The sequence below is a fragment of the Saccharopolyspora dendranthemae genome (assembly GCF_007829955.1).
Taxonomy (GTDB): Bacteria; Actinomycetota; Actinomycetes; order Mycobacteriales; family Pseudonocardiaceae; genus Saccharopolyspora; species Saccharopolyspora dendranthemae.
Genome location: NZ_VIWX01000002.1, coordinates 406,230 through 417,820 on the forward strand (window position 1 = coordinate 406,230; position 11,591 = coordinate 417,820).

Annotated in this window: 9 protein-coding genes; 7 read left to right on the forward strand and 2 right to left on the reverse strand. The window is 70.0% G+C overall.

Annotated features, from left to right (window positions below; genetic code table 11):
• Window positions 1-295: 295 nt before the first annotated feature.
• The 6 genes from FHU35_RS10775 (at window position 296) to FHU35_RS10800 (ending at window position 8,300) form a co-directional block, all read left to right on the forward strand.
• Window positions 296-1,507: a PucR-like N-terminal domain-containing protein gene (locus FHU35_RS10775; RefSeq protein WP_145738362.1), complete on the forward strand. Its 1,212-nt coding sequence runs from the start codon at window positions 296-298 to the stop codon at window positions 1,505-1,507.
• A 200-nt stretch (window positions 1,508-1,707) separates the two neighbouring features.
• On the forward strand, window positions 1,708-2,187 hold the full coding sequence (locus FHU35_RS10780; RefSeq protein ID WP_145738363.1) for an Lrp/AsnC family transcriptional regulator: 480 nt from the start codon (window positions 1,708-1,710) through the stop codon (window positions 2,185-2,187).
• A gap of 305 nt (window positions 2,188-2,492) precedes the next feature.
• On the forward strand, window positions 2,493-5,939 hold the full coding sequence (locus FHU35_RS10785; RefSeq protein WP_246110227.1) for an indolepyruvate ferredoxin oxidoreductase family protein: 3,447 nt from the start codon (window positions 2,493-2,495) through the stop codon (window positions 5,937-5,939).
• A 42-nt stretch (window positions 5,940-5,981) separates the two neighbouring features.
• Window positions 5,982-6,641 (forward strand): SDR family NAD(P)-dependent oxidoreductase, encoded by a 660-nt coding sequence (locus tag FHU35_RS10790; RefSeq protein WP_145738364.1) that lies wholly within the window; start codon window positions 5,982-5,984, stop codon window positions 6,639-6,641.
• Window positions 6,642-6,718: 77 nt separating this feature from the next.
• Window positions 6,719-7,093: a cupin domain-containing protein gene (locus FHU35_RS10795; protein WP_246110228.1), complete on the forward strand. Its 375-nt coding sequence runs from the start codon at window positions 6,719-6,721 to the stop codon at window positions 7,091-7,093.
• Between the two features lie 175 nt (window positions 7,094-7,268).
• On the forward strand, window positions 7,269-8,300 hold the full coding sequence (locus tag FHU35_RS10800) for an aldo/keto reductase (protein ID WP_145738365.1): 1,032 nt from the start codon (window positions 7,269-7,271) through the stop codon (window positions 8,298-8,300).
• Between the two features lie 64 nt (window positions 8,301-8,364).
• Here the strand turns inward: FHU35_RS10800 and FHU35_RS10805 are convergent, their stop codons facing one another.
• A complete protein-coding gene (locus FHU35_RS10805) occupies window positions 8,365-9,321 on the reverse strand; it encodes a carbohydrate kinase family protein (protein ID WP_145738366.1) in 957 nt (318 codons plus the stop codon).
• 24 nt (window positions 9,322-9,345) lie between these two features.
• The gene (locus FHU35_RS10810; RefSeq protein ID WP_145738367.1) at window positions 9,346-10,341 is read right to left on the reverse strand and encodes a LacI family DNA-binding transcriptional regulator; all 996 of its coding nucleotides are present in this window, start codon (window positions 10,339-10,341) and stop codon (window positions 9,346-9,348) included.
• Between the two features lie 183 nt (window positions 10,342-10,524).
• On the opposite strand from FHU35_RS10810, the gene FHU35_RS10815 reads away from it, so the two are divergent.
• Window positions 10,525-11,523 (forward strand): zinc-dependent alcohol dehydrogenase family protein, encoded by a 999-nt coding sequence (locus FHU35_RS10815; RefSeq protein WP_145738368.1) that lies wholly within the window; start codon window positions 10,525-10,527, stop codon window positions 11,521-11,523.
• Window positions 11,524-11,591 lie beyond the last annotated feature (68 nt).

An 11,591-nucleotide genomic window follows, 5' to 3' on the forward strand; every position in this document is an offset into this window, starting at 1 on the left:
ATTAGCACCGGCCAAAAGAATCGCCACCCGAATAGCCGAAAGCGGCATGTGCGGACGCAAACCGGAAGGGTGATGCGTTGACAGTTCCAGCTGTCGTCCATATGTTCTCATGATTGCGAACGCGTTATCGAATGACACGCGTTGAGCCCCGATTAGCTGCGCTTGGGGGAGAGATATGCCGATCGACGTCGGGTCCGGAGCTGTCCGGGAAGGGGGGTCGCGCGGGAGGAGTCCGTTCAGCGGCGCCGGCCAGCGGACGGATTCCCGGCGTCTGATTCCGGCTTCGCACAACGAGATGAAGACGGGGATCGCCGAGAAGGGCCGTGCTAGAACGCTGTTCACCGCGCTGCCGAAGGAGATCGGCGAAGGGTTCCGGCCCTACGTCGCTCCGCTGGCCAAGGCGATCGTGCGCGAGATCCAGGGCGTGGTCCCGGAGTACGCACAACCCTTGGACACCGCCTTCGGCGTGTACTTCACGCGCGGAATCGAGCACGCGATCCTCCAGCCGCTCAACAACATTCGCGACGACGGAGAAGACGGAGTCGACAGCTGGTCGGAGTACTTCCGCCTGCTGGGCAAGCTGGAGTTCGCCGCGGGTCGTGGCCTGGAGAGCCTGCAGACCGCCTACCGGGTGGGCGGCCGGGTCGCCTGGCGGCACTTCGCGGAGTTCGGCAAGCGTCTCGACGTCCCCGTCGACATGCTGTGCCTGTGCGCTGAGGCGATCTTCGCCTACGTCGACGACCTGTCCGCGCTGTCGATCCAGGGTTACACCACCGCCCAGGAGCGCGAGGTGGGAACGCTGGCCCGGCGCAGGCGACGACTTCTGGAACTGCTGCTGGCCGACCCGCCGGCGTCACCGCAGGCGATCGGGGACCTCGCCGACAGCGCCCGCTGGGACGTTCCCGAATGGGTCACCCTGATCGCCTTGGAAGCCGGTTCCGACGAGTGGGAGCAGGACCCCGCGCAGCCCTTCGGCGAGGTGCTGTCCAACGTCGACGGCGGCGCGCCGTACATGCTCGTGCCCGGCGAACCGGCCGACCCGGAGGAGCTCGCGGCCGAGCTCGGCGGGAGGCGCGCCGCGATCGGACCGAAGGTCCGGCTCGGCGATGCTGCCCGCTCGCTGCGCTGGGCGCGTCAAGCCATCGACCTGGTGCAGCGCGGAGTCCTGCCGGACCGCCCGCTGACCCGCTGCGCCGAACACCTCACCTCGCTGTGGCTGCTCAGCGACGAGTACCTGGTCCGCCAGATCGGGGCCCATTGCCTGGCTCCGCTCGACGAGCTCACGGTCAAGCAGCGGGCGAGGTTGAGCGAAACGCTGCTGGTCTGGCTCCAATCGCGCGGCAGCGCGAGGGAACTCGCGGAACGGCTGGGGGTGCACCCGCAGACCGTCCGCTACCGCATGAACAAGCTGGAGCAGCTCTTCGGCGACCGCCTCAACGACCCCGAAGACCGGCTCACGATGGAAATCGCCCTCCGCGCCGAAACCCTGCTGGCCCGCAGCGCCTGACCGATCACCGAAGACCTGCTGCTCGCCGCGCCGACGAGGTGGCGAGTGCCGGTGCGGCCCGGGATCCTGGCTCAGCTCGTCGGTGTTCCGGGTACTTCCTGGTCACTCCACGATGCCGCGGGTGACCATCTGGTACAACGGATCGACCGCGCTCTGCACCGTCGTTCGATGGCCGGATCACTCGCCCAGGAGGAGCCCGCATGTCCCCCTTCGAGCCGTTGGACATGGCCGTGCTCCGGCTGATCGCCGAGGAGCCCCGGGCCGGTGTCCGCGAGTACGCCCGCCGGCTCGGCGTCGCCCGGGCAACGGTGCAGTCCAGAGTGGACAAGCTGCAGCGCCTCGGCGTCCTGATCAGCTGGCAACCGCAGTTCGACCCGGCCGCGCTGGGCTACCAGGGCCTGGCCTACGTCCGGCTCAATCTCGCGCAGGGCAAGCTGGATCGCGCGCTCGACGGCCTCGGCCGGATACCGGAGGTCGTCGAGGCGAACGCGGTCGCCGGTGACGCGGACCTGCTGTGCCGGGTCGTCGCCAAGGACAACGCGGGGCTGGAGGAGGTTCTGCAGCAGATCATCGCCGTGGAGGGCGTCGAGCGGATCTCCACGGAGGTCGTGCTGAGCCGGCGCATCAAGCCGAGGCTCTCGCCGCTCATCCGCAAGCTGCACGACGAGATCGGTCGCTGACCCCGCGGCGAGGACCGTCCTCGGTTGCCGATGCGCACGCAACCCAGCCGATCTCAGGGCCAGTGGTGCAATTCGATCGCGCTTTCAGCCCACCACGGCCTACCACCTGATCAGCGCATCGCGGGCTGACGTCCGGTTGTGCACCAGGAGCACACTGGGAACGACCGTTGGCCCAGGTCCTGGATCGCTTGTCACCGAGGGAGGTGACCAGTGGTCCATATATGCGCGAACCAGTTGAACAACCGGGCAAACGGTGCTTAACGTGAGCTGCGTCTCGTCCCCGAAGCGCAGGAAGAGGTGCCGGCTTGAGCTCGTCCATCGACACGCCGACCCGCGAGCCGTTCTCGCTCGACGCCCGGTACCTGACCGAGGACGGCCCGGTCTACCTGACCGGTGTGCAGGCGCTGGTGCGCGTCCTGCTCGACCGGAGCCGGCACGATCGGCGCCGCGGCCACCTCGGTTCGCTCTACGTCAGCGGGTACGAAGGGTCGCCGCTGGCCGGTTACGACCTGGAGATCCAGCGGCGTGCGGCGCTGATGGCCGAGCACGGCGTCGTGCACGCCCCCGCGCTCAACGAGGAGCTCGCCGCGACGGCGCTGGCGGGCACCCAGCTCGCCGGTCAGGTCGCCGAGCTCAACACCGCTGGCGTCACCGGTTTCTGGTACGGCAAAGCGCCCGGTCTCGATCGGTCGACCGATGCGATCCGGCACGCGGCGATGGTCGGCACCTCGCCCCGGGGCGGCGTGGTCGCGCTCGTCGGTGACGATCCGAGCGCGAAGTCGTCCAGCGTGCCCTGCTCGTCCGAGCCGGCGCTGGCCGACCTGCAGCTGCCCACGTTCTACCCGGCCGATCCGCAGGAGGTCATCGATCACGGCCTGCACGCGGTCGAGCTCTCGCGGGCGAGCGGGTTGTGGACGGCGATGAAGATCGCGACCAACGTCGCCGACGGCGGCTCCACCGCGCTCGTCGACACGACGTGGACCCCGCCGGTGATGAACGGTCTTGCCGGTGGTCTGCGCGCCTACTCCCACATCCCGCACGCGCGGCTGCTCGGACCCGACCTGGCCGAGCTCGAACGCAGCCTCCACCAGATCAGGACGCCGATCGCGCTGGAATACCTGCGCCGCAGCGGCGTCAACCAGGTGCTGGGCGCGAGGAGTTCCGCGCGGATCGGGATCGTGGCCGCGGGCAAGACCTACCTCGACGTCCGGCAAGCGCTCGACGAGCTCGGACTGGTCGAGGACGCCTGGGAGCGGCGGGGCGTCCGCGTGCTGAAGCTGGGCGCGGTCGTGCCGGTGGAGCCCGAGATCGTGCGCGAGTTCGCCTGCGGGCTCGATGAGATCGTGGTGGTGGAGGACAAGCGCGCCTTCCTGGAAGTCGCGATCAAGGAGATCCTCTACGGCACGGCCACGGCACCGCGCGTGACCGGCAAGCGCGATCCGGGCGGTGCCCGGTTGTTCAGCGACGTCGGCGAGCTCGATCCGGACTCGGTGGCAGCCGGTCTCCGGCGGAGGCTGCGGGACAACGGCTGTGATCATCTGTCCACGAAGGACGGAGAACGCCGGGAGCGGATCATGCTGCCGCTGGCGGCCCGGACTCCGCACTTCTGCTCCGGTTGCCCGCACAACTCCTCGACGAAACCGCCGGAAGGGGCGTTGGTCGGTGGTGGCATCGGCTGCCACGCGATGGTCCTGCTCATGCCCGAGGAGCAGGTCGGCTCGGTCACCGGCATCAGCCAGATGGGCGGGGAAGGCGCGCACTGGCTCGGGATGGCCCCGTTCGTCAACGAGACGCACTACCTGCAGAACCTCGGCGACGGCACCTTCGCCCACTCCGGCAGCCTCGCCATCCGGGCGGCGGTGGCCGCAGGCGCGCGGATGACGTTCAAGGTCCTGTTCAACTCAACGGTGGCGATGACCGGAGGGCAGGACGCCGTCGGCGGTCGTGGCGGTCTCCCGCAGCTGGTCGGTACCGTGCTGGCCGAAGGAGTGAGCCGAGTCGTCATCACCGGCGAGCGCCCGGAGAAGGTGCGGAAGACGTTGCGCCGCGCGGGAGTGGGCGATCGCGACCGGGTGTCGGTGCGGCATCGCGACGAGCTCGTCGAGGTGCAGGCCGAGCTGGCCGGTGAATCGGGCGTGACCGTGCTGGTGCACGACCAGGAGTGCGCGGCTGAGAAGCGGCGCAAGCGCAAGCGCGGCACCCAGCCGACCCCGACCACCAAGGTGATGATCAACGAGCGGGTGTGCGAGGGCTGCGGTGACTGCGGGCAGAAGTCGAACTGCCTCTCGGTCCGCCCGGTCGAGACCGAGTTCGGCCGCAAGACGCAGATCCACCAGTCCTCGTGCAACCTCGACTACTCGTGCCTGGACGGGGATTGCCCGTCGTTCCTCACCGTCGTGCCCGATCCCGACGGGCGCGCTGCCGTGCGGGTCGCTCCGCCGGTCGGCCCGCTGCCCGACCCCGAAACTCAGGTCACGGCCGCGAACTTCACCGCGCGCATCACCGGTGTCGGCGGTACCGGCGTGGTCACCGTGGCCCAGGTCCTGGCCACCGCCGCGGCGATCGAGGGCAAGCACGTGCGCGCGCTGGACCAGACCGGCTTGGCGCAGAAGGGCGGCGCGGTCGTCTCCGACATCAAGGTCAGCACCGCGCCGATCGCTAGAGCGGCCAAGGTCGCCGACGGCGAGTGCGACCTGTACCTGGGCTGCGACTCGCTGGTGGCCACCGATCCGGTCCAGCTCAAGGCGACCAGCCCGGCTCGCACGATCGCCGTGGTCTCCACCGCCGAAGTCCCCACCGGCAGGATGGTCGTCGACCCCGCCTCGACCTTCCCGGACCAGGCCGGCATCCGCACCGCCGTCGACGAGCAGGTGGCGCGAGCGCACCACGTGGCCGCGGACCAGCTGTCCGCGGAGCTGTTCGGGGACGAGCAGTTCGCGAACATGCTGCTGGTCGGGGCCGCCTACCAGGCCGGAGCCCTGCCCCTGTCCGCGGAGGTGGTCGAGGAGGCGATCCGGCTCAACGGGGCGCGGGTCGAGGAGAACCTGCTGGCCTTCGGCCACGGACGCCGCGCGGTCTCCGGCGAGCAGGCGCCGGAACCGCAGGTGACCAGCCTCGACGACCTGATCGACAGCCGGGCCGAGGAGCTCACCGGCTACCAGAACGCCCGCTACGCCGGCGACTACCGGCGCTTCGTCGACCACGTCCGGGAGCACGAGCGCGCGGCCGTGCCCGGCAGCACCCGGCTGACCGAGGCCGTGGCGCGGCACCTGTTCAAGCTCATGGCCTACAAGGACGAGTACGAGGTCGCCAGGCTCTCCCTCGACCCCGCGCTGGAGGATCGCGTGCGCGAGCAGTGGGGTCCGCGGGCGCGGCTGAGCTACCGGCTGCACCCGCCCGCGCTCCGCGCCCTCGGGATGCGGCGGAAGATCACCCTCGGGCCGTGGATCCGGCCCGCGTTCCGCGCGCTGCGCGGACTCCGGCGACTGCGGGGCACCGCCCTCGACCCGTTCGGCCGCGCCCACGTCCGCAAGGTCGAACGCGCTCTCATCGGTGAATACCGGGCGGCCGTCGAAGAAGTTCTGCCGCTCCTGGCCGAAACCACCTTGGCCACCGCGGTCGAGCTCGCGGAACTCCCCGACGTGATCCGGGGCTACGAGCAGATCAAGCTCGACTCGGTGGAGGAGTACCGCGAGCGGATGCGCGGAATCCGCGGGACCCTGACCGAACTCCCGGCCGAGGTGCAGGTCTGAGGTCTCGCCGGAGCGGGTGAACGGGTTCGAGGGAGGCCAGCCATGACGACGATCGCGATCATCGGTGCCGGTCCGGGACTGGGCGCCGCCGTGGCGCGCAGGTTCGGGCGAGAGGGCCACTCGGCTGCGGTCATCTCGCGCACGAAGGCCAACGTCGACCGCCTCGCCGCAGAGCTCGCCGAGGACGGGGTGCGGGCGCGCGGGTACGAGGCCGACGTCGTGGACCGGCAACGCCTGGTGGACGCGCTCGAGGCAGCTGACCGGGAGCTGGGGCCGATCGAGGTGCTGCAGTACAGCCCGGTCCCGCACCGCGACTTCCTGCGCCCCGTCCTCGACACCGCCGTCGAGGACCTCGGTGCAGCGCTCGAGTTCTCCGTGCACGGCTCCGCCACCGCCGTGCGCCAGGTCCTGCCGGGCATGACCGAGCGGGGCAAGGGCACGATCCTGCTGGTCAACGGTGGGAGCGCGGCGGTCCCCAACGGCAAGGTCGCGGGTACCTCCGTCGCCTTCGCCGGTGAGTCCGCCTACGGCGAGATGCTGCACGACGCCCTCGCGACCCAGAACGTGCACGTCGGTCAGCTCGTCGTGCCCGGAGCCATCGGCGGGGGAGACCCGCTGTTCGCGCCGGACGCGCTGGCCGAGCGGCTGTGGACGATGCACTCGCAGCGCGGGAACTTCCGCGTCACCGTCGGCCCGGCGTGACGGGCAGAAAGCCTCTGGCCACCTGCTCGCGGCGGGCTGATGGTCGTGGACGTCGGGTTGCGCGGAAGGAGTTGATCATGACGATGCACAGCACGCAGGCGGTCGAGAGCCGCGATTTCGACCGCCCTGATGACGTGCGCGAGTTCGAGCACGGCCGCGCAGAGGTCCTCGACATGGCCGGGGGCACCATCGGGCGTTTCGTGCTGCATCCCGGGTGGCGGTGGAGCCAGGACGTCAAGCCCATGGCGGGGACCGAGTGGTGCGAAGCGCCGCACTTCCAGTACCACCTGTCCGGGACGTTGCACGTCCAGATGGCCGACGGCCAGGAGTTCGACGTCGAGGCGGGCTCGGTCAGTTCGCTGCCTAGGGGTCACGACGCCTGGGTCGTGGGCGATGAGGACGTCGTGATCGTCGACTGGTGCGGAGCCAGCGACTACGCCAGGACCGGGTAGCGCTTCAGAGCGCGCGGCGGGTTCGCTCCGAGCCCGCCGCGCTCGCGCGTCCGCAGCTGTGAGCCCCGAGACGAACGGGCTGCTCTTCGGCGTCCGAAGTGGTTGCATGACGGGTCGGTAGCGGGACCGCTCGGTCCCGCGGAGACGAACCCGACAGACCGGAGGAACGGAACCGATGGGCCACGGGGCTTTCGAGCAGACCTACGCGGCGAGCGAGGACCGCTACGAGAAGATGGAGTACCGGCGCGCGGGGGCTTCCGGCCTCGACCTGTCCGCCTTCTCGTTCGGCCTGTGGCAGAAGTTCGGCACCGACTACCCGTACGAGACGCAACGCGAGATCGTGCTGCACGCCTTCGACCTCGGGATCACGCACTTCGACAACGCCGACCGCTACGGTCCGCCGCACCGCGCCGCGCAGAAGTGCCTCGGGAAGGTGCTGGCCAAGGATTTGGCGCCGCACCGCGACGAGCTGCTCCTGTCGACCAAGGCCGGCAACCCGATCGGACCGGGGCCGTACCAGAAGGGCGGTTCCCGCAAGTCGCTGCTGTCGTCGCTGGACCACAGCCTGCGCGATCTGGGCACCGACTACGTCGACATCTTCTACAGCCACAGCCCGGACGAGAGCACTCCGCTGGAGGAGACGGTGGGTGCGCTGGTCAGCGCGGTGCAGCAGGGCAAGGCGCTCTACGTCGCGCTGTCGAACTACCAGCCCGAGCGCGCGCATCAGGCCGCCGAGCTGCTGCGGGAGGCGGGCGTGCCGCTGCTGGTCCACCAGCCGCGCTACTCGATCTTCGACCGCACGCCGGAGAACAGCGGTCTGCTCGAGCTGGCGCAGCAGGACGGCTTCGGGCTGGTGGTCTACTCGCCGCTGGCGCAGGGGCTGCTCACCGACAAGTACCTCAAGGGCGTTCCCTCGGGGGCACGCGCGGAGAACAGCGCCTTCCTGTCGCCCGACGTCATCGACGACACCTACCGGCAGCGGGCCTCGGCCCTCAACGACCTCGCCGCGCAGCGCGGTCAATCGCTGGCGCAGCTCGCCCTCCAGTGGGTCCTGCGACGCCCCGAGGTCACGTCGGCCCTGATCGGCGCGAGCTCCGTCTGGCAGCTCGACCACAACGTCGAGGCCCTGCAGTTCCCGCCGCTCACGGACGACGAACTCGCCGTCATCGAGCAACACGGAATCCACGGCACAGGCCTCAAGAAGTAGAGCTCACCTCACCATTTCCCAGTTTTAGTCCAAACCGAGCCATGATCATGTCCGAAATGTCTGCTCAGTTAGGACTAAAACTGGGGGAGGGGAGCTCTTCTGCGGTCGGAGGCTGGGCGCCTGGGCGTGAGCAGGTGAGGGCGGCGGCGGTGGCCGCGTAGGTCAGGGCCTCCCGCCACCGGTCCGCTCCCATGTCCGCGACCACCGGGCGCTCCAGGGCGTCGTTGTGGGACAGCCAGTGCAGCAGCGCTGCCTGGACGGTGTCGCCGGCGCCGATGGTGTCGACGATCGCCGCCTCGCGGCAGGCGACGTCAACGCGACTCCCGTCCGGGAGGACGACCGAGAGCCCGTCGGCGCCGCGGGTGAGCACCACTGCCGCCGGGCCTGCACCCGCCCACCGGCGCACCGCGTCCGACACCGGTTCGGCGTCCGGGGCGAGCCAGTGAGCGTCCTCTTCGGACACCTTCAGCAGGCCGAGGTGAGGCAGCCAGCGCTCGAACCGCTCGCGGTACGCCTCGGCGTCGTCGATGAGGTCCGCCCGCACGTTGGGGTCCAACGCCACGAACACACCGCGCGCCGACTCCCGCCGCAGCAGCGATTCGTAAGCGCTGGCACCGGGTTCCAGCACCATCGACAACGTGCCCAGCGACAGCGCGCGCACCTGCGGCGGGAGGGTGCCGGGATCGGTGACGAACCGGTCGGCCGTGCCCTGGACGTAGAAGCTGTACCGGGCCGACCCGTCGGAGCCGGGGGAGGCGACGGCGAGCATGGTCGGTTCGGGGCCGCGCTGCAGCAGGCTCGTGTCCACTCCGGACTCGCGCAGGCCGCTCACCAGGGCCTCGCCGAAATCGTCGGTGGAGATCCGCGACAGCATCGACGCGGGTGAACCGAGCCGCGCCAGCGCGATCGCCACGTTGTGCGGTCCGCCCCCGGGGTGCGAGGTCCGCACCGGCAGGTGCGCGGCGGTCACGGGTTCGGTGGCGACCAGGTCGATCAGCGCTTCGCCTCCGACGACGATCATGATGGGCTCCTTCTCGGGTGCGGTTCAGCGGCAGCCGCAGGAATCGCGGTGCACGAAGCGGGATTCCAACCGGCGTTCCACCGGATCACGGGTGGGATCGTCGAGCCGGTTCAGCAGCAGGCGGAGCGCTTCGGCTCCGATCTCGCGGCTGGGCTGGGCGATGGCGGTGAGTCTCGGTGTGAACAGGTCCGCCCAGGGGAAGTCGTCGAAGGCCACCAGCGCCACGTCGTCGGGAACCATGCGGCCGAGATCGCGCACCGCCCGCATGGTGCCGATGGTCATCGCGTTGTTGGCCGCGATGATCGCCGTCGCCGGGCTCGGCGAGGTGAGCAGGGCGGTGGCGGCGCGCCGGGCGGATTCCGATTCTGACGCGCCCTCCTGGCACAAGTCCGGATCCGCGTCGATGCCGTTGCGGCTCAAGCCCTCCCGATACCCGGCCAGTCGCTCGGCGGTGGTGCTCAGACCTGCCAGCCCGGCCACGAAGCCGATGCGTCGGTGTCCGAGCCCGGCCAGGTGGTCCACCAGCGATGCGGTGGACTCGGTGTTGTCGGTGCTGACCTGGTCGTAGCCCGCCGTCACGACGCGGTCGGCCAGGACGGTGGGCACATCGTGCTCGGCGAGGTAGCGCATCGTCCGCGAGGGCTCCGGCGACGGCGCGAGCACGATCCCGTCGATGCGGCGCTGGTGGAGGTGGGAGACGACGCTGAGCTCGTGCTCCGGGTCGTCGCGCGGGTCGGCCACCAGCAGGCTGTAGCCGCGATCGACCGCCTCGGCTTCGATGCCCTGGAGGATCTCGGTGAAGTAGGGGTTGCTCACCGAGGAGATGGCGACCCCGATGGACAGGGTGCGGGCCGTGGCCAGCGAGCGGGCGAGCGTGTTCTGGATGTAGCCGACCTGCTCGATGGCGTTGCGCACGGATTCGGCCGTCTCCGGTCGCACCTTGCGGGTGCCGTTGAGCACGTAGGACACCGTCGCCGACGACACTCCTGCGACGCGTGCGACATCCGCGATCGTGGCCACGGGCGACTCCCTCGTTCCCAGTTCGGGTTGGGAATTTAACATGGAGTTAAGCGCTTGCCTAAGCGCTTAACCGAAGTTAGCTTTTGCGGCACATCGCGCCGGGGCGGCCCAGTCCGAGCACCCCTCGGCCGGTGCGCGGACCAGCGAGCGTGCGCCGAGGCACGCCGGACGGGATGAGTGATCGTGCAAGCCGTAGTGATCGAAGGACCAGGCAAGGCCGCAGTCGCAGACGTCGCGGATCCGACACCGGCGGCCGGGCAGGTGATCGTGCGAGTGCACGCCTGCGGCCTGTGCGGCACCGATCTGCACCTGGTCGATGGGGTGCTGCCCGTCGAGTACCCGCTGACCCCGGGGCACGAGTTCGCCGGCGAGGTCGTGGAGCTGGGCGAGGGCGTGACCGGCTTAGCGGTCGGTGATCGGGTCGCGGTCGACCCGAACCTGCCGTGCGGCATCTGCCGCTGGTGCCGTGCGGGCCGCGGGAACCTGTGCACGGTCTGGGACGCCATCGGCGTGAGCAAGGCCGGAGCCGCCGCCGAACTCGTCGCCGTGCCCGCGGGGATCTGCTTCTCGCTGCCTTCGACGGTCTCCTACACGGCTGCGGCGATGGTGGAACCGCTGTCCTGCGCGGTCCACGGCCTGAGCCGATTGCCCCGGCTGCCCGGATCGCACTACCTGATCTACGGAGCAGGCACGATGGGCCTGCTGATGGCCGCGCTGGTGCGCCTTGCCGGGGCCGCATCGGTGTCGATGGTCGACATCAACGACTCCCGCCTGGGCTTCGCGCGGTCCTACGCCGCCGACCGCGCCACCACCCGCGCCGACGCGCTGGAGCAGCAAGATGGCTACGACGTGGTCATCGACGCGACCGGTGCGGTGCCCGCGATCGAGGACGGTTTGGGGCGGGTCCGCAAGGGCGGCACCTTCCTGCAGTTCGGCGTCTCGGACCCGAACGCGACCGCGAGCTTCTCGCCGTTCCGCGTCTACCACGAGGAGATCGACATCCTCGGTTCCATGGCCGTGCACAACGGTTTCCAGCCGGCCATCGAGCTGATCGCCTCGGGCGCGGTCGATGTCGAACCACTCGTGTCGGCGACGCTCCCGCTGTCGTCCTACACCGAGGCGATCCAGAAGTTCCGCGCCGGAGAAGGTCACAAGATCCACGTGAGCCCCACCGCGCGCTAGGGGCGGGTCAGGAGCGCCGGTCCCGCACGTGGAACAGCGGTTGCGGCCGGATTCCTGGCAGCTCCCAG

Coding starts and splice junctions, on each gene's coding strand:
- FHU35_RS10790 (WP_145738364.1), top strand. CDS start 5,982: ATGACGACGATCGCGATCATCGGTGCCGGTCCGGGACTGGGCGCCGCC.
- FHU35_RS10780 (WP_145738363.1), top strand. CDS start 1,708: ATGTCCCCCTTCGAGCCGTTGGACATGGCCGTGCTCCGGCTGATCGCC.
- FHU35_RS10805 (WP_145738366.1), bottom strand. CDS start 9,321: ATGATCGTCGTCGGAGGCGAAGCGCTGATCGACCTGGTCGCCACCGAA.
- FHU35_RS10775 (WP_145738362.1), top strand. CDS start 296: ATGAAGACGGGGATCGCCGAGAAGGGCCGTGCTAGAACGCTGTTCACC.
- FHU35_RS10795 (WP_246110228.1), top strand. CDS start 6,719: ATGACGATGCACAGCACGCAGGCGGTCGAGAGCCGCGATTTCGACCGC.
- FHU35_RS10800 (WP_145738365.1), top strand. CDS start 7,269: ATGGGCCACGGGGCTTTCGAGCAGACCTACGCGGCGAGCGAGGACCGC.